Below are 16,911 nucleotides of genomic sequence, written 5' to 3'. Positions count from 1 at the left end.
TGCCATTTATCAACTTTTTCTTTAATTCTCTGTCTGCCTTGGTTTTAAAATAAGTGGTCTTAGGGTAAAACCCTCATCTTTTCTTTTGTTTAGCTCAACAATGGCAAAATAAACAATTATGCCTGCAAATGAGTGGATCAGTATGTCCCCGATGCTTAGTATCGACCATCCGACATCAAAGATGTCAGCCAGAATGATCATTTTTGTATCCGCATTTCCCAAAACATGAATATCATTGATTCTTTCAAAGGTATCGCTTTTGACATAGCCGGTTAAATAGGTAAGCGTTGGAAATACAGGCATTTTTCCATTGTTTAGCGCAATGACAAAATTATTCATTGCCGTGCCGGCCACAATAAATGCCGAACCAATTAATCCCGGTTTGTACAATTTCAGCATAATAATCGGGACTAAAAAAGATAATAAATACATTTTTTTAAATATCTCTGCAAACACGATGACATCGTAATTCGCTGTCATCACAAATACCTGCAATACCAGATAAATGATCTCAAAGATAAACGGCGGGTAAAGTGCAACACTTTTAAATGCCGGTTTAATTTCGCAGCCGCGAAATTTTGCAAATAGAATTGCAATCAGAAATATAATAATCATAAAGCCCCATCACCATGCCCTGTTGAACGAATTTAAATCGTGTTTAAACACCTCGAAAATCTCCCAAGCCGCACACTTGCCAATTATATAAATCAAAAGGCTCTAAGTCCTTAAATATAGCCATCTAATGACCCATTATTGACGTTTTAGATTTTCTTCGTATTTTATCATATTAAAGTACAAACATCAATAGTCTGGAGATTAGTGCATAATTATAAATTCAGTGCAATACTATGTACTTCTAAACCCTAACTTGATTTAGAGTTTCCTCATCAACTCAACTTTATCTGACACCATCATTTTTATGTTTTTTGACTCTTATTACACTATCAGTTTTGTATTACAATAAATTTAGATATTAAATAATCAAAATCATAAAGGAGTCAAATAAAATGAATAATCGTTATGAATTAAACAAAAACCTCGCCCAAATGCTTAAGGGTGGGGTTATTATGGATGTCACCACTGCTGAACAGGCAAAAATCGCTGAACAGGCCGGCGCTTGCGCTGTTATGGCATTGGAGCGAATTCCCGCTGATATTCGTACCGCCGGCGGTGTTTCAAGAATGAGTGATCCTAAAATGATCCGCAGCATCCAGGCGGCAGTATCCATTCCGGTGATGGCCAAGGTTCGTATCGGCCATTTCGTGGAAGCCCAGATTCTTCAGTCCATTGAAATTGACTACATCGATGAAAGTGAAGTACTCTCCCCGGCGGACGACACCCTGCATATCGATAAAACTAAATTTGAAGTTCCCTTTGTTTGCGGTGCCAAGGATTTGGGTGAAGCATTGAGACGTATTGGCGAAGGGGCTTCGATGATCCGAACCAAGGGTGAACCCGGCACCGGAGACATTATCCAGGCCGTCCGCCATATGAGATTGATCAGTCAGCAAATCCGCCATCTGCAGGGCTTAAGGGATGACGAACTGTTTCAGGCAGCCAAAGAATTACAGGTAAGTTATGAACTGGCTGAATATGTCCATACCAATGGCAAGTTGCCAGTTGTCAATTTTGCTGCCGGTGGCATTGCCACCCCGGCCGATGCGGCTCTGATGATGCAGTTAGGCGCCCAGGGCGTGTTTGTAGGATCCGGAATTTTCAAATCCGGAAACCCCGACAAACGGGCTCAGGCCATTGTTAAAGCCGTTACCAACTTTAATGATCCGATGATTTTAGCTGAATTGTCCGAAGATCTCGGCGACGCAATGATTGGCATCAATGAACAGGAAATTGAATTGCTGATGGCCCAACGAGGGATATAATGAAGCCGACCATTGGCGTCCTTGCCGTCCAGGGTTCATTTGCCGAACACATTGATTCTCTGCAAAAGCTGGACGTAAACTGCCTTGAAATCAGGCAAAAATCCGACCTGACGGACCATCAGCTCCAGGGGATTATCCTGCCTGGCGGCGAAAGCACGGTGATGGGCAAGCTACTTCAGGAGCTTGATTTGTTTGCTGATTTAAAGCACCGGATTGAAAACGGCCTGCCGGTTTTAGGCACCTGCGCCGGTTTAATTCTGTTGGCAAAAGCCATTGCCAACGATCCCAATGTTTATCTCGGTACCATGGACATTGTGGCAAAGCGTAACGCCTATGGCCGCCAGCTTGGGAGTTTCAGTGCCCAGGGCAGCTTCGCTGAAATGGGCGAGATCCCGATGACCTTTATCCGGGCGCCGTTTATTGAATCCGCATCAAAATATGTTGAAATACTGGCAAAGATAGACGGTCATATTGTGGCCGCCAAACAGGACAATATGGTGGTAACCTCATTTCATCCGGAATTGTCAGCGGATCTCAGCGTCCATCGCTATTTCCTGAATCTGTGCGAATAATACCCTGTTCATTTTTTAAGAACGCATAAAAAGCCATTAGCAAGTTATAATTATTTGCTAATGGCTTTCTTTAATAATTTTAGCGGTTGTCATAAATTCATCTATCTCTTTTTCAGATTCTTTGAGTACTTCTTTTTTATATTCATCGTACCGGGTTTCCTTGATAATTTCTAAAGAACGGGTTTCCAGCTTCAGGTTTTTAACAACATCAATTTGCATATCAATTTTTACTGTTAGCTCGCTTATTTTCTTTATCATGGCCTTTATCTGTTCTTTTAAAAAGTCCAGATAGCGCAGATGAACCTGACAGGCATTGGGGGTGATGCCGGCTGCCATGTCCCGTTCGAAATTAGCGACACATTGATCCTGTTCATTTTTTAAAGCCAACAATATTTTTTGCTCTTCTTGCAGGTGTTTATTAAGGGCAGCCAGGATCATCATTTCATTTTCCAGATTCTGATCTTTATAGGATAAGAGTTTTCCTAAATGAAATTTGAATTTTTTCATAAGATTGCGCTTTTCATTAACGCGATGCTATCCTGGTACTGAACCTTTTCCGCGACGCCCTGCTGCAAAAATTTATTAATGCCGTCTATTTTTTTCAGTGCATGATCCAAGGCCGGGTTGCTGCCGCTTTTATATGCCCCAATATTGACGAGGTCAAAATTGGTATCGTAGACAGACATTAAATTACGGGTCTCGGAAGCAACACTGCTCTGACTTTTATCCACAATATCCGACATCAGCCGGCTGACACTGCCCAGCACATCAATGGCCGGGTAATGATTTCTGGCCGCAATCTTTCGGGATAAGATAATATGTCCGTCAATGATACCCCGAACCGTATCCGCAACCGGTTCATTCATGTCATCACCCTCAACCAGAACCGTGTAAATTCCCGTAATTGATCCGGTCTCAAAGTTACCGGACCGCTCAAGGAGTTTGGGCAGCATGGAATAAATGGATGGCGTATAGCCCCTTGCCACCGGGGGTTCGCCGGTGGCTAAACCAATTTCTCGCTGGGCCATGGCAAAGCGGGTCAGAGAATCCATCATCAACAAAACATCGCTGCCCTGGTCTTTAAAGTATTCGGCAATGGCGGTGGCGGTCAAGGCGCATTTCATGCGCTGCATCGGCGGCTGATCCGAGGTGGCAACCACCACCACAGATCGGGCCAGACCTTCTTCGCCCAGATCTTTTTCCAGAAACTGCCGCACCTCCCGGCCTCTTTCCCCAACCAGTGCAATCACATTAACCTGGGTCTTGACGTTCCGGGCGATCATTCCCATAAGCGTGCTTTTACCAACGCCGCTTCCGGCAAAAATCCCCATTCTCTGGCCCTTGCCAATGGTTAACAGACCATCGATGGCCTTGATCCCAAATTCCAGAACATCCGAAATAACCGGCCGAGAAAAAGGGTTTGATCCGGCACTCTGAATGTCATAATCCACCGAGTTTTCAATGGGGCCCTTGCCGTCAATGGGTTCTCCCATGGCATTAATCACCCGGCCGATCATACCTGGAGACACACCGATTTTCAGCGCCGCCCCGGTGGGTTCAACAATATTGCCAAAACTGATGCCTTCAGGTTCTTCATAGGGCATCAGCAATACCTTGTTACCCCGGAAACCGACGACTTCCGCCAAACTGAAGCTCTCAGCGTTCTGATCAAATATTTTACACAAGTCCCCAATTCGGCATTCCGGACCCACTGACTCAATCATCATCCCAACAACTTTTTCAATTTTCCCAAAATAACGGTAAGTTTCAGCTCTTCGAATAATTTTGCAGATTTCTGATGTATCCATGAAAAGCCTCCCTTATTTAAGCATTCTGATCAATGGCTTTTGCCAATTGTTCCAGCTGCATCGGCAGGCTCATATCAACCACGCCATTTTTTGTTTCTACCATTATTTTATCATCGTCCTTGATGATGATGACCTTTGATTTCGATGATAATTTCTTTATTTTTTCGGCGATTTCTTTATCAATATGAATTCCCAGTGTTTTCTGATACTCAGATAAATAAATTTTCAAACCTTCTTCGTCTTCATGCACAATTTCTTCAAGCATCTTGGGAATGGCATTGTCATCAAGCACTGCCTGTTGTTTCATGATTTTTCTGGCAATCTCAAAGGCAATGGAAATCATTTCCTTTTCCCGGTTTTCCCTTGCTGTTTCACGCTCCATATTTATACAGTCCACCAGTTCCTGAAGCTCCCTGAGACCTGCCTCAGCCTGGACCAGGGCGTTTTTAGTTCCTTCGATCATTCCCTGGGCCAGACCAACCTCATATCCCTGGGATAAGCCCTGTTGGTATCCTTTTTCCTGAGATTTAAGTCGGATCTCATTACTGCTTTTCACAGCGCTTTTCATGAGATCATTGGCGGATTTTATGGCTTCTAAATTACAGTCATAAACGCCTTCAGTCTGTTTAGCTCCCTGGGGATCGTCGGGACTTGTCTTCATATCGCCATGGTCAACACGATTATTCTTCGGCAGAACATCTTGAAATTCCAATGATTCGACGAGATTAGTGGCCCATTTGGCCTTAACAATTCTAGACAATAATCTCATCCTTTCCGCCCTTTGAAGTGACAATTTCGCCTTCTTCTTCAAGTCTTCTGATGATTGCAACAATTTTCTGCTGCGCTTCTTCAACGTCTCGAACTCTCACGTTATGCAGGAATTCCATTTCGCTCTTGACAGTTTCACCCATACGTTGGGACATGTTCTGGAAGATAAGATCCGCAAGATCCTTGTTTGCCCCCTTAAGCGCAACAGACATTTCCTTGGTGTCGACTTCGCGTAGGAAACGCTGGATCGACATGGGGTCCAAAATAACGATATCCTCGAAAATAAACATCCGTTTCCGAATTTCATCGGACAGTTTACTGTCAATTTTACTGAGTTCATCAAAGATGAATTTCTCGGTTCCACGGTCAATATTGTTCATAATTTCCGCAATATAATTGATTCCGCCAACTTCCAGGAGATCAAATGATACAACCGATTCAAATTTCCGTTCAAGAATGGTTTCCACCTGTCTGATGATTTCTGGTGATGTTCGATCCATTCTGGCAATCCGCTCAACTACATCCACCCGCATGCTTTTAGGCAATTCCGAAATAATCGCAGAAGCCTGATCCGATCTGGCATAGGAGAGAATCAGCGCAATGGTTTGGGGATGTTCATTAATAATCATATTCAAAAGGTTTTTATAATCCGCTTTTCGGATAAATTCAAACGCCTTGGTTCTGAGGGTTTTGGTCACTCGTTCTAACAGCGCATTTCCCTGTTGGGCGCCAAAAGCCTTTTCCAGAACATTTTTAGCATAGGCAACCCCGCCCTCAATATATACTTTCTGGGCAACACACAAACCGTAGAATTCATCGATAACCTGATCCGAAATCTCCGGCGCCACACTTCCCTGGCGGGTTATTTCATAGGTTAATTTTTCAATTTCATCTTCCTGTAAATGCTTATAAATACCGGAGGCGATATCAGCGCCAAGAGAAATTACAACTTGGGCGGCCTTTTGCCTGGGAGTTAAGCTAGTATCCATATTCATCAACATCCTTTATAAAATTCTTTAATTTACTCATTATCGTTTTTCAGCCATGACTTAAATAACTGTGCGGCAATCTCAGGATTTGTTTTGGCAAATTCCTTAATTTTTTCCTTTTTATCATCCTTGACCGGTTGAATATCCGGGAGTTCAGCCTTTCCAGCCAGTTCTCCAAATAATTCATCCATTGCTTCCTGTTCAAATTGTGCCCCAGCACCTAATGCCTTGCGCTTCTTTTTCTTTTTGCCAGCCACTAAAACAATAATTAATATAACGATTAAGAGCAGTACGCCGCCAACAATACCGGCGATGATTAATAACTGCTGCATGGTAATGCCATTCTCTTCGTCAATCTCAACATTATCTTCTTCAGCATAAAATTCAAAATTCCGAATGGCTATGCTTTGAGGGGTGACACCGGCGGAAAAAGCAACCAGCTGAATCAGATTCTCTTTTTCAGTTGGATTCATATTCACATCATCAATAGCAATCCCAATGGAAACCGACTCCAGCACCGGATCTTTTTTCTCGGTTTGGGTTTTATCCTGACTCACAGAATAGGTTTTATTTCCGGTGGTATCGGTAATCACACCGCCACTATCAATAATTCCCTGGGCATAGGTGGTCACTTCAGAATTGGTGGTGGTCCCTGCCACACCGCCATCTGTGGCTGTTCCGCCATTGATGCTAAAGCCCGCTGATTCCTCGTTAATGACCCCAGAATTATCCCCATCAGGAGAAGGAGTATAAACCGTTGACTCCTTGATTGAGGAATCGGTATTAATGATTGCGGTCACCGATATTTTATACTTTGACTGTTCATAAGGGCCATCCAAAATATCATTGACTTTTTTCTTGATATCATTTTCAATTTCTCTGGTTAACTTAATTTTCGAATAACTCCCATTCAATTCAGAAGTGCTGGAAATTAAATCATTTCCTTCGCCATCCGATAGGGCAATATTATCCTTGGCCAGTCCGGAAACACTTTTGGCAACTAAATTCTGGATTCCCAGAACCTGGCTTTCAGTCAACGTATTGCCCGGGTACAGATGAATAATTACCGAAGCTGTGGACATTTCAGTTTCCTGTAAATAGAAAACATTTTCCGTAGGTTCGGATATGGTCACAACCGCATCCTTAATGCCATCCAAGGTTTCAATACTGGCGCCGATTCTTTCCTGGAGCTGCATGTTTTCATATTGCTTTCTTTCATAATCCGTTGAAAGCATGTTGCTGTTGTCTTTGATCACATAATAACTCAGTCCATTTTTGGGGTAGCCGGCGGTTGCCAATTCCATCCGAATCTTGGATTCGTCTTCCTTGGGCACCATAATCGCCCCGGTGGAATCAATTTTTACGTCAGCACTCATGGTCTTAAGCTGGGCTAAAATCTCGGTGCTTTCCTCAACAGATAGATCATCAAAAATCGGGACATAATCCTTGACATTCAGCAAAAACGTCAAAGCGATGGCTCCTACCAGCACTACAACAAGTCCTCCAACAATCAGCCCTTTGGTTTGTTTCGAAATTCCCGTCCAAAATTCTTTTATGCCATTTAAAAATGCTTTTATCTTTTCATTCATTTTTTATTTTTATCCATTCGAAATTTCTTAGATTAACTGTCATATTCAATATTATAAGTTTGTATTCATAACCTGAGAATACGCATCCAGCACCTTGTTTCGCAGTTGAACCATGGTTTGCAATGCCACATCGGCCTTTGCCGAATTGATCATCATCGTATGGGTATCATCCATATTGCCGATAGATAAGTTATAAGCATCGACCTTGGTTGTCGCCTCGGTGGACTCAACATTGTTAATAACACTCTGAACCATATCCTTAAACCCGGTCCCGGTATCGGCTCCGGTTAGCTCCGCTGTTTTTTCAAGACTTTTAGTCACTGAACCAATACTGCTTTGTCCAATTAATGTATTCATGGGAACAATAAACATAATTTATCTCCTAAATATCTGTAATTTAAATTATTTATACCTTTATACCTTGTTGTCGATTATCTTCCGATTTCCAAAGCTTTCATCACAATTGACTTGGTGGCATTAAAAGCGGTTACATTGGCCTCATAGGCCCGGCTGGCCGCCATCATATCCGTCATTTCCTGGGCAGTGTTCACATTAGGATACATCACATAACCGTCGGCATTGGCATCGGGATGGGATGGTTCATAAACCGGAACCAGATCTGATGGATCATCCACCACCGCGTCAACCTGGACACCCTGTTTGTTGGCTTTTACTGCGGAATTCAGAGCATTCTGAAAGCTGCCGGTATCCGTACTCTTAAGAACAACCATTTTCCGGCGATAAGGGGTGCCTGCTTCGGTCTGGGTGACCTGAGCATTGGCTATATTTTGGGATATAACATCCATTCTGAATTTTTGCGCCGTTAAACCTGACCCTGAAATATTAAATGAACTTAAAAAACTCATAATTATCGTTTCCCTTCGCTGATTGCGTATTTTAATCGTGAATAGTTATCCGTAATTCCTCTGACCAGATAATAATACTGCATGGTGGTCTTTGACATATCAACATTTTCAGCATCCAAGTCCACATTGTTCTCGTCGGCCCGGGCTGCTGTTGATGTCACCGCTTCGGCGTTAATATTCGAGTTTTTTATGCTGTTAATATTTTGGACCTGCTCAGCCGCGGTGCCTGAATTACTCTGAAGCTTTTTTACCTGCAAATCCAGTTCTTTTTCAAACGAAACCTTTACCGCTTTATAGCCCGGGGTTTCCTCATTAGCAATGTTGTTGCTAATTGCCTTTTGCCGTTGCCAGGTTCCATCCAATGCCTTTTGATACAGAGCCGAAGTTATTGAATCGCCTATCATATTGAGCTCCTTCCAAGTCCAAATTAATTACTATTATAAAAATTCCAATGCAGTGATAAAACCGGTCACATAAAACGCCTATTTTGTCTACATTGGCATTAAAAAAACATCTAAGTTCTTGCATTCTATCATAAATTTTAATGAACAACAATCTTATTCATCAATATAATTCAAACAACCTAAAAAAAGCAACTATTCCTTCGTTGCTTTTTTTAGGTCTGTGTTACTTAGAACATATTCTATTTTTTATAATCTAGTAATCTGCCGCTTTCGGCTAGCGATTTCTGTTGATAATCTGATACTTTTTGGCTTTGCTGATTAATCTTTAGCTCCCCAATAATCTTTTTCTTTTCTGCTTCAATCATTTTGATGCCGTCTTTATCAATATCCAGGATCAGCCTAACCAGCCCATCAATTTCTGTCCGCTGATCTTGTGAACAGTTCGGCATAACCGCTTTGTTCTCGGCCTCAAGGATCTGGAGCTTCTGGATTAAATACTCCCGCTCGGATAAAATATCATTCAATAATTCCCATTGCTCCACATTGCTGAGAACTTCTTCGCTTTTAGAAATATATTCTTTTAAAAGCCGGATTTTTTCCCGGCAATAGTCATTCGTATTATTAGACATTGACTAACGCCCAGTCGGTTTTGAACTATTGACCAATTTATCGGCTTCCTTGAAGGAATCCTTTAAATCGTTGATCAATATCCAAAGCTCCTTCATTAATTCAACATCCCGGTGTGCATTTGCCTGGCCCAGCTGTTCAAACAGAAAGCCGTACATAGCATCCAGTTCCATTGAAATCGGATATTGCATATCCAGGGAACGATGGAGCGAACTGATAACCTGTTGAGCCTTAGCAATGGCATTATAAGCTTTAACCGAATTACCCCGTTCTGTTAAAAAAATACCCATTTTAACCTGTTTTGAAGCTTCCTCGAAAAGTCTTACCACTACTTCTCCTTTTGTCAGAGTTTCCAACGCCTGCCGTTTTGACTCCTGATAAGCATTTGCATTTTGCATATTTCTTTCCCTTTCTATTTAATATCAGCTTGCTGAAAACTGAGTAAGCATGGCACTTTGATTATTCAGCTGTGACAGCGCTGTTTCCATGGCGGTAAACTTTGCCCAAAGACGGGTTTCCTCGGCTTTTAAGCGGGTTTCCAGCTTTTTTTTAGTCTTATTCTCTCTTTCAATGCTCTCGGTAATATTATTCTCGGTATCTGACATGGTTGACTCATAGCCGGCGGCCTCAATTAAAGAGCCCCGGCTACCCTTGGCACCGGTTGTTTTGGTGGCGGCTAATAAAACTTTATTGAGCTTATTAGCCAGGCCTGTATCCGCTGTGGTAAAAAGCTCTTTAATGGCTGAGCCTTTCGTTTCCAAAGCCGTCTTAAGTTTTGCGTCATCGATAACAAGCTTACCGTTCTCGCTATAGCCGGCAGAAGTAATTCCTAAATCGTAAAGACTGATACCGCCTTTTACCGCCGACCCATACATCATTGACTGCATTTGAGAAGCAATTCCCCTGAGCACCGGATCTGAAGCTAAAAGACCGGCTTTGGCCTTTTTTTCCCAGGTTTCAATCTGTTTTTCGGACATATCTTCTTTTTGAGAATCAGTCAGCGGCGCATAAGCCGAATCTTTATTTTCTTTAACCAAACTATTCATCAAATCAATCATCGTATTATAATCTGACACAAAGCTTTTGATAGGCTCCAACAGAGCCGATGCATCAGCTTTCATGGCAATGGTTATGGGCTCTTCAAGGGCTTCAGTTGTTTTCAAAAGCGAAATTTTAACGCCGTCAATTACAATATCATTGGAAGTTCTGGTAATCGCCACCCCATTAACGGTCAACAGCGCATTTTTGCCGGCCGTTACATCTGCCCCGTCACCTTTTAAACCCAGTGCGGTCATGAAATTACCCTGTTCTTCGGAGATCACAATATTTTCACCCACACCGCTGTTCGTTGCTGTCATGGAAAACTTGTCCGTAATCGAAGAATAGGACATCGACACCCCCGCATTACCGGAATTAATCCGACTCATGACGGTAGAAAGACTATCGGTTTTATTAAATTCAAACTTAACACCGTTAATGGTTGTTTTAAAAGTTTCCACTCCACTTTCAAGCGGAATTGCAAAACCCAAATCTCCAAGGCTTTTATTGGGAGACATTTTATTGGACTGTCCATCTTTAAGCCCCAAAAAACCCAGGGTTGCAGTATCTTCATTCAGAGCATTCACGGTAATCTGAGAACCTGAAGCCGTAAAACTTAATTGATCTCCCGTAACAGCCACCGCAACGGTTCGGTTAGCAGCGGTTACCCCATAGGCCTTATCGACTGCACCCTGGAACGCAGTTTGCAAGCCATCACTGGTTAATTTTGCTCTGGCACTGGCCATAAATGCACTATCAAAGGTAACGGTTTTAACCTTGCCATCCAGAGTTAGTTTAAGCGATTTTCCTTCAATATTGGTAAGCAGTGCTGTTACATCCGCTTCGGACATGCTTCCAGTGTCTGCGCTTGTCATTTTTCCGCTCAAGGGACCGGACGCAGCTGTGTTTCCCTGGACAGTCTGTTTAGTAGCCAACTGCGTGATGGCGCCAATGGTCAATGTACCTTCATTGGCCGCACTCGTTGCTGAAACTGAAATATTTGTCGATGCACTTGTGGCGTTTATCGTATTATAAAATGATTCACTTCTCATATTTGTAGCGGAAAGCACATCCAGATACTTAGTCTGAAATTCTTTCAAAGCTTTGGTAACGGTCCGGTATGCGGTTTGTTTCCACTCCATGGTTTGAATCTTCTGATCCTGCTTTGCTACCTTTGTCCGGCTTGCAAGGGTTAAACCTTCGACCAATTCATCCGTATCCATTCCGGATATCAATCCGCCCATGCCCGTCTTAGCTGTAAGTGCGGATGTGGTGCTTTTTGAACTGCTGACTGCTGTTGACATCTTGTATACCTCCAAAATGATTTCTTAATTATATTATCGGTTAATGCTTCAAATACTTTAGGCTTCCTTCTTATAAACTGATGGCATCACATATTTAAAGGGATGATCACAGGACGACAGCGACTCGCTTTGTCCAATGAAAAAATACCCTCCTGGAAGCAATGCATCATAAAATTTCCGAACCACTTCATTTTTTGTGGGAAGATCGAAATAGATCATCACATTGCGACAGAAGATCGCATGGAAGGGTTTCTTAAACTGAAACTTTGACAATAGATTAAAATTCCGATAAGCCACGCCGCTACGAAGCGAATCCGTCACGACTAAATTATCGTCATCATAGGGCTGGAAATGTTTCTTCTTCCATTCCTCGGGAATTTTCGACAATTCTTCCTTGGAATAAATGCCGGCTTTTGCCATTAGTAAAACCTTATCCGAGATATCTGATGCCAATATGGTACTGTCCCAGGTTTTATTTCTGGTGGCCAGGTAATCCCGGGTGATCATAGCCAGAGTATAGGGTTCCTGTCCCGAAGAGCATCCCGCACTCCAGACCCGTAAATCCTTGGATTTCAAGGTGTCATCAACCCAGGGCAATAAGGTTCTTTTATAATACTCAAAATGGTCGTTTTCCCGTAAAAAATAAGTATGATTGGTGGTCAATTTGTTGATCAGGACAATTATTTCATTGCCCTTTTTATCACTTTTGGCAAATTCAAAATAATCCATATAATTTTCATAGCCCAACTGAGCAATATGATTGGCCAGCCGGCCTTCAATCAAATGTCTTTTTTTCCGTAAATCCACACCGTAATTCAATTGAATGTAAGAAGTGATTGCCGTAAATTCGTTGTCCCTTAACTTAATCATCTGTCATTACCACTTTCTCAAAACTAGTACTTATTCAAAATGCTGGGAATGTCGATAATAAGGCTGATACTGCCATTTCCCAAAATGGTGCAGCCGGCAATACCCGAATCTTTTACAGCATGATGGTTTAAATATTTGGGTATCGGCTTAACCACGATCTGGTGTTTCTGGAGCAAATCATCCATAAATAGGCAGGCCAGATTATCGCCGGAGTCTACCAGCATTAGAATACCATCTTCGATTTCAGTGGTGCAATCAAGTACATGGAATATTTCATGTAGTCTGATTAAAGGATAACACACCCCGCGAATTAAAACCATTTCATTTTTATCGGGATCCATAATCAGCTGTTTGCTGGTTATTTTAAAGGATTCCCGGATATTGCTGATGGGAATTTCACAAATATTTTCTCCCACCTTAACCTGCATACCCGATATGATAGACAAGGTCAGCGGGATCTTTAAAAAGATATTGGTTCCCGCGCCTTTGACGCTTTCGATGGTAATGGCGCCGCCGACTTTTTCAATATTCCGTTTGACCACGTCCATGCCGACGCCTCTTCCCGAAAATTCCGTCACCACCTCTTTAGTGGAGAAACCCGGTGCCAACAGAAACGCCAGTATTTCCTTTTCGGTATATTCTTCCTCGGGTTTTATTAACAGCTTGTTCTCTTTGGCTTTCTGCATAATCATATGTTTATCAAGACCTTTACCGTCATCGCTCACCGAGATAACAATATCCCCGCCAACATTTTGAGCTGACAGGATAATCTTGCCCACCGGATCTTTACCGGCGGCGATGCGTTCTTCTTTGTTTTCCAATCCATGATCCAGAGAATTCCGGACCAAATGCATTAACGGATCGGAAATCCCATCAATAATGGTCTTATCCACCTCGGTACCTTCGCCCATGGTAATAAATTCCACTTCCTTAGACAGCTTTTTGCCCATATCTCTTACAATACGGTGCATCTTTTTAAAGGTTCCGGCAATGGGAACCATGCGAATGGACATAACAATATCCTGGAGCTCATCGGTTAATTTGCGCAACTGCAGGGACGCCTTATTAAAGTTTTCCTCTTCTTTTCCCTGAAGTTCAACGCTGCCGACCACCATGGATTCGGTAATAACAATTTCCCCGATTAAATCCATCAGGGTATCCAGTTTATTTAAATCCACATTAATTAAGTTTTGCGTATTGTTGTTTTGTTTTCCTTGACCGTTAGACACATTTTTTACCGCGGTTTCTTCTTTTTTATCCAAAGGCAACGGCTCCGAAGCTTTTTTAATGGGCACTTCAACCTCGGGCATGTGGTCAATGAAATAAACGCTATCTACGGATAGAACACTTTTGGAAGCCGCTTCCACCGCAGCCTGGTCAAAGCTTGTCTGAAACTTGCAAAAAAAGCCATTCTTAAGAATGATTCCAGCAGCTTCAGGATTGTTGTTGAGTTTTTCGGGAATGGTTTCCAGAACCTTGCCCATCGACTCCAGCTTATTCACCAGCATAAACGCTCTGATATTTTCCATCTGACTGTCTTCGGCAAAACGTGCATGCAGAAAATAAATGGTTTCTGCATCAGACAAAAGGCCATCTTCTTCCGGGGTTGAGTCTTCCTTTTCTGCTTCTAAGACTTCCTCTTCCTCAGCGATCGCCACCTGTTCTTCGGCCACCGCACCCTTTAAGCGATTCAGAAAATTCTCAATTTCTTCGCCCAGGTCTTTGTTGATCTCTTCCAGGGTTTGGTTATTCTGGATCTTGTCAACTTCACCCTTTAAAAACCCCGAAACCTTGAGAACCAGATCCATCAGGTCTACAAAGTTTTCAGTTTCAATACCCTCTTCCCTAATGACAAAAAATAAATCCTCGAGCTTATGAGACGCATGGGCTACGGTATCAAATTCCATCATCGCCGATGATCCCTTTATGGTGTGCATAATACGAAAAATTTCATTGATATCGTCGTTTTTAAGTTCCGCATTCTCCTCAGATTGAAGTAGAATTTCATCTAACTGATCGAGGAGAGTCTCCGATTCAAAAAGATACATTTCCAACATTGAATCATTTCCTGAATCATAATTACTCATCTTAACCATCCTTTATTGACCTTTTATTTTTAATCTCTATGTCTTTTAACTGAATAAACTCTAAATATAAGCATAATTTCTATTCTCTATGATTATATCGACAAAAGAATTAGAAAACTTAGGACATAAAATAAATATTTACGAGAAGAAATTATTGAGCTACTAAACCCGAAAAGATTGCTTATAAAAGATCTTTCAAGTATAATCGTAGATAGAAAACATTTATGACGAAATAAAATTTTTATATAGATAGGAGCATTGCTTTGGCCGATAGTCTAAAAATAACCTCGTCCATTCCACCGGCGAAACCCGCTGGCATTCCCAACAAACCATCCCCCATTGATGCCATTTTTGGTATCAACGACTCCGACCTGGCCGTTAAAATGCCTCTTGAACCCACCACAGCCAATCCCAAAGAGGAAAGCTTTAAAGAAACGCTGTTTCAAAATTTAAACAAAGAAATTTTAAAACCCTTAAAGAACAGCACCAAAGGGGAAGCGGATATTCTCAGACGCTTGGTGTTGCTTTCAGAGCTCTTCGAAAGCAGCCCGGGAGGAATCCCCAAAAGCTTTATGGATCAGATATTCATGGGCTCCCAGGATTTTTTAAGCGAGCTGTTAACCCGGGATAAAACCGAAACCGTTTTTAAAGGCGCTTTTTTTGACAGTCTCAGAGCCCTGGCTAAAATGGAGGGATACCCTCAATTAAAAGAGACCATTGTTTCCATTCTCCGGCATTATGACGCCTATGTCAATCGCAATCAGACCCTAAAAGCCATTCTGACAGAAATCACCCGCATGACCGAGCTGCTCCCCCAAAACGAACGGGTTGCCCTGGAGCTCAAACTCTCGGCTCTTCAAACGGCGGTCAATGCAGATCCCCAGGATCAGAAGGCTATTCAGAGCCTGCTTAAAAACCAGACCATTCCCCTGCTTGGCCAGATTCTTAAAAACCACGCCTTCAGTGAAAACCTTTATCACTCGGTGCTCACCATCATTAATCACATCGTGCGCTACGACAAAGGAGACGTAGAACATTTAGAAGAAGCCTTGCTGAAATTCAGCCAGGCGCTGAAACCCATTTCCAATTTAACCAGTAACGAATTTCTGGATATGAAAAACCTGCTCTTCTTCCACACCGAAGAGGCTGAAAACCTTTTTAAGCGCATGGATGTTTTATCTAAAGACGGAAAAATCACCGAAAAAGCGGATTTATCCACCCTGCTTCTCAAAGCCCTGGATGATTCAAGCCCGTCAAAAATCAGAACCCTTGGCCTGACGCTGCTGGACACCATGGTTCGCAACGAAAGTCCGATTTTTCCGGTTATGCACTTTTTAATCCCCCTTCACTATTTGGGCAGCAATTCCTACGGGGAATTTTTTATTGACAAAGACGCTTCCGAAAAAAAGGGAAATGCCAAAAGCGCCACCAATATCTTCTTTACCATTCAATCTGACCGGTACGGCAATTTTGAAGTGGAGCTGCTGGTGCGGGATCAGATTATTGATCTGGACATTCGCTGTCCCGGAGCATTGATTGAACCCTTAAAAAACACTCGCGGCAAGATTCGAAGCATTATTGAAGAACAGGGTTACAAACTATTGGCCTACGGTGTGGGGGAATATGTCGAAGGACAGACAATTCTTCAGCGTTATCCCAAGCTTGCTCTGAGAAAGGTAGGACTGGATGTCAAAATCTGATGAAAATCGCGAGGGCCCGTTAAGAGTTGCCGCGCTAAAATATGACCCAAAAAAAAATGGAGCCCCTGTGATTGTTGCCGCAGGAACTGGCCCGGTGGCCCAGAATATTTTAAACGTCGCTGCCGAAAACGGCATTGCCATCTACCACGACGACAGCGCCGCCACCCTTTTATCCAAACTGGAATTAGGCCAGGAAGTTCCGCCAGCACTCTACCAGATTGTGGTGAGCATTTATTTGTCGCTTTTGGATTTGGCAGAGGAGAAGAAGAATTAAAGTAAGATTGCAAGCATCAAAATTATATCAAAATTAAAGGAGCTCTTTAAATGAGTAAAGATTATGAAATTTGTGTTGAGGCCCACCCAAATATTTATACAAATATGTCTTCAAGTGATTATTTCACGCTAAGAG

Annotated in this window: 18 protein-coding genes; 4 read left to right on the top strand and 14 right to left on the bottom strand. The window is 42.4% G+C overall.

The features are described 5' to 3' along the window. Positions 1–21 precede the first annotated feature (21 nt). Positions 22–615, bottom strand: a complete 594-nt coding sequence (locus AKG39_RS08990; RefSeq protein ID WP_050740057.1) for a DUF5317 family protein — start codon at positions 613–615, stop codon at positions 22–24. A 392-nt stretch (positions 616–1,007) separates the two neighbouring features. On the opposite strand from AKG39_RS08990, the gene pdxS reads away from it, so the two are divergent. Then, positions 1,008–1,880, top strand: a complete 873-nt coding sequence (gene pdxS, locus AKG39_RS08985; RefSeq protein ID WP_050740056.1) for a pyridoxal 5'-phosphate synthase lyase subunit PdxS — start codon at positions 1,008–1,010, stop codon at positions 1,878–1,880. Next, on the top strand, positions 1,880–2,452 hold the full coding sequence (pdxT, locus tag AKG39_RS08980) for a pyridoxal 5'-phosphate synthase glutaminase subunit PdxT (RefSeq protein WP_050740055.1): 573 nt from the start codon (positions 1,880–1,882) through the stop codon (positions 2,450–2,452). Before pdxS ends, pdxT begins: the two co-directional genes overlap by 1 nt. A gap of 57 nt (positions 2,453–2,509) precedes the next feature. Here the strand turns inward: pdxT and AKG39_RS08975 are convergent, their stop codons facing one another. The 13 genes from AKG39_RS08975 to AKG39_RS08915 all read right to left on the bottom strand — a co-directional run bounded on the left by AKG39_RS08975 (position 2,510) and on the right by AKG39_RS08915 (position 14,802). After that, positions 2,510–2,959, bottom strand: a complete 450-nt coding sequence (locus tag AKG39_RS08975; protein ID WP_050740054.1) for a flagellar FliJ family protein — start codon at positions 2,957–2,959, stop codon at positions 2,510–2,512. After that, complete coding sequence (gene fliI / locus AKG39_RS08970) at positions 2,956–4,260, bottom strand: flagellar protein export ATPase FliI (protein ID WP_050740053.1); 1,305 nt, start codon at positions 4,258–4,260, stop codon at positions 2,956–2,958. Before fliI ends, AKG39_RS08975 begins: the two co-directional genes overlap by 4 nt. A 16-nt stretch (positions 4,261–4,276) precedes the next feature. Then, positions 4,277–5,020, bottom strand: a complete 744-nt coding sequence (locus AKG39_RS08965) for a FliH/SctL family protein (protein ID WP_050740052.1) — start codon at positions 5,018–5,020, stop codon at positions 4,277–4,279. Next, on the bottom strand, positions 5,013–6,017 hold the full coding sequence (gene fliG / locus AKG39_RS08960) for a flagellar motor switch protein FliG (protein WP_050740051.1): 1,005 nt from the start codon (positions 6,015–6,017) through the stop codon (positions 5,013–5,015). Before fliG ends, AKG39_RS08965 begins: the two co-directional genes overlap by 8 nt. A gap of 32 nt (positions 6,018–6,049) precedes the next feature. Then, complete coding sequence (fliF, locus tag AKG39_RS08955; RefSeq protein WP_050740050.1) at positions 6,050–7,606, bottom strand: flagellar basal-body MS-ring/collar protein FliF; 1,557 nt, start codon at positions 7,604–7,606, stop codon at positions 6,050–6,052. 51 nt (positions 7,607–7,657) lie between these two features. Further along, on the bottom strand, positions 7,658–7,978 hold the full coding sequence (fliE, locus tag AKG39_RS08950) for a flagellar hook-basal body complex protein FliE (protein WP_050740049.1): 321 nt from the start codon (positions 7,976–7,978) through the stop codon (positions 7,658–7,660). A gap of 59 nt (positions 7,979–8,037) precedes the next feature. Beyond that, on the bottom strand, positions 8,038–8,472 hold the full coding sequence (gene flgC, locus AKG39_RS08945) for a flagellar basal body rod protein FlgC (protein WP_050740048.1): 435 nt from the start codon (positions 8,470–8,472) through the stop codon (positions 8,038–8,040). 2 nt (positions 8,473–8,474) lie between these two features. Then, positions 8,475–8,876: a flagellar basal body rod protein FlgB gene (flgB, locus tag AKG39_RS08940; RefSeq protein WP_050740047.1), complete on the bottom strand. Its 402-nt coding sequence runs from the start codon at positions 8,874–8,876 to the stop codon at positions 8,475–8,477. A gap of 239 nt (positions 8,877–9,115) precedes the next feature. Then, positions 9,116–9,505: a hypothetical protein gene (locus AKG39_RS08935; protein ID WP_050740046.1), complete on the bottom strand. Its 390-nt coding sequence runs from the start codon at positions 9,503–9,505 to the stop codon at positions 9,116–9,118. Between the two features lie 3 nt (positions 9,506–9,508). Then, the gene (locus AKG39_RS08930) at positions 9,509–9,901 is read right to left on the bottom strand and encodes a flagellar export chaperone FliS (protein ID WP_050740045.1); all 393 of its coding nucleotides are present in this window, start codon (positions 9,899–9,901) and stop codon (positions 9,509–9,511) included. A gap of 24 nt (positions 9,902–9,925) precedes the next feature. Beyond that, positions 9,926–11,845, bottom strand: coding sequence for a flagellar filament capping protein FliD (gene fliD, locus AKG39_RS08925; protein ID WP_050740044.1), 1,920 nt, complete (start codon positions 11,843–11,845; stop codon positions 9,926–9,928). Between the two features lie 57 nt (positions 11,846–11,902). Next, on the bottom strand, positions 11,903–12,715 hold the full coding sequence (locus AKG39_RS08920; RefSeq protein WP_050740043.1) for a CheR family methyltransferase: 813 nt from the start codon (positions 12,713–12,715) through the stop codon (positions 11,903–11,905). A gap of 23 nt (positions 12,716–12,738) precedes the next feature. After that, positions 12,739–14,802, bottom strand: a complete 2,064-nt coding sequence (locus tag AKG39_RS08915) for a chemotaxis protein CheA (RefSeq protein WP_050740042.1) — start codon at positions 14,800–14,802, stop codon at positions 12,739–12,741. 263 nt (positions 14,803–15,065) lie between these two features. On the opposite strand from AKG39_RS08915, the gene AKG39_RS08910 reads away from it, so the two are divergent. Further along, positions 15,066–16,502: a hypothetical protein gene (locus AKG39_RS08910; RefSeq protein ID WP_050740041.1), complete on the top strand. Its 1,437-nt coding sequence runs from the start codon at positions 15,066–15,068 to the stop codon at positions 16,500–16,502. Then, on the top strand, positions 16,489–16,776 hold the full coding sequence (locus AKG39_RS08905; protein ID WP_050740040.1) for an EscU/YscU/HrcU family type III secretion system export apparatus switch protein: 288 nt from the start codon (positions 16,489–16,491) through the stop codon (positions 16,774–16,776). The genes AKG39_RS08910 and AKG39_RS08905 overlap by 14 nt, the downstream gene beginning before the upstream one ends. Positions 16,777–16,911 lie beyond the last annotated feature (135 nt).

Source organism: Acetobacterium bakii (genome assembly GCF_001263355.1).
Taxonomy (GTDB): Bacteria; Bacillota; Clostridia; order Eubacteriales; family Eubacteriaceae; genus Acetobacterium; species Acetobacterium bakii.
Note: the sequence above shows the minus strand (reverse complement) of the source record. Positions and strands in the feature narration are given on the sequence as shown.

Coding starts and splice junctions, on each gene's coding strand:
- AKG39_RS08905 (WP_050740040.1), top strand. CDS start 16,489: ATGTCAAAATCTGATGAAAATCGCGAGGGCCCGTTAAGAGTTGCCGCG.
- flgB (WP_050740047.1), bottom strand. CDS start 8,876: ATGATAGGCGATTCAATAACTTCGGCTCTGTATCAAAAGGCATTGGAT.
- pdxT (WP_050740055.1), top strand. CDS start 1,880: ATGAAGCCGACCATTGGCGTCCTTGCCGTCCAGGGTTCATTTGCCGAA.
- flgC (WP_050740048.1), bottom strand. CDS start 8,472: ATGAGTTTTTTAAGTTCATTTAATATTTCAGGGTCAGGTTTAACGGCG.
- AKG39_RS08935 (WP_050740046.1), bottom strand. CDS start 9,505: ATGTCTAATAATACGAATGACTATTGCCGGGAAAAAATCCGGCTTTTA.
- fliD (WP_050740044.1), bottom strand. CDS start 11,845: ATGTCAACAGCAGTCAGCAGTTCAAAAAGCACCACATCCGCACTTACA.
- fliI (WP_050740053.1), bottom strand. CDS start 4,260: ATGGATACATCAGAAATCTGCAAAATTATTCGAAGAGCTGAAACTTAC.
- AKG39_RS08990 (WP_050740057.1), bottom strand. CDS start 615: ATGATTATTATATTTCTGATTGCAATTCTATTTGCAAAATTTCGCGGC.
- AKG39_RS08920 (WP_050740043.1), bottom strand. CDS start 12,715: ATGATTAAGTTAAGGGACAACGAATTTACGGCAATCACTTCTTACATT.
- fliF (WP_050740050.1), bottom strand. CDS start 7,606: ATGAATGAAAAGATAAAAGCATTTTTAAATGGCATAAAAGAATTTTGG.
- fliE (WP_050740049.1), bottom strand. CDS start 7,978: ATGTTTATTGTTCCCATGAATACATTAATTGGACAAAGCAGTATTGGT.
- fliG (WP_050740051.1), bottom strand. CDS start 6,017: ATGGATACTAGCTTAACTCCCAGGCAAAAGGCCGCCCAAGTTGTAATT.
- AKG39_RS08930 (WP_050740045.1), bottom strand. CDS start 9,901: ATGCAAAATGCAAATGCTTATCAGGAGTCAAAACGGCAGGCGTTGGAA.
- AKG39_RS08975 (WP_050740054.1), bottom strand. CDS start 2,959: ATGAAAAAATTCAAATTTCATTTAGGAAAACTCTTATCCTATAAAGAT.
- pdxS (WP_050740056.1), top strand. CDS start 1,008: ATGAATAATCGTTATGAATTAAACAAAAACCTCGCCCAAATGCTTAAG.
- AKG39_RS08915 (WP_050740042.1), bottom strand. CDS start 14,802: ATGAGTAATTATGATTCAGGAAATGATTCAATGTTGGAAATGTATCTT.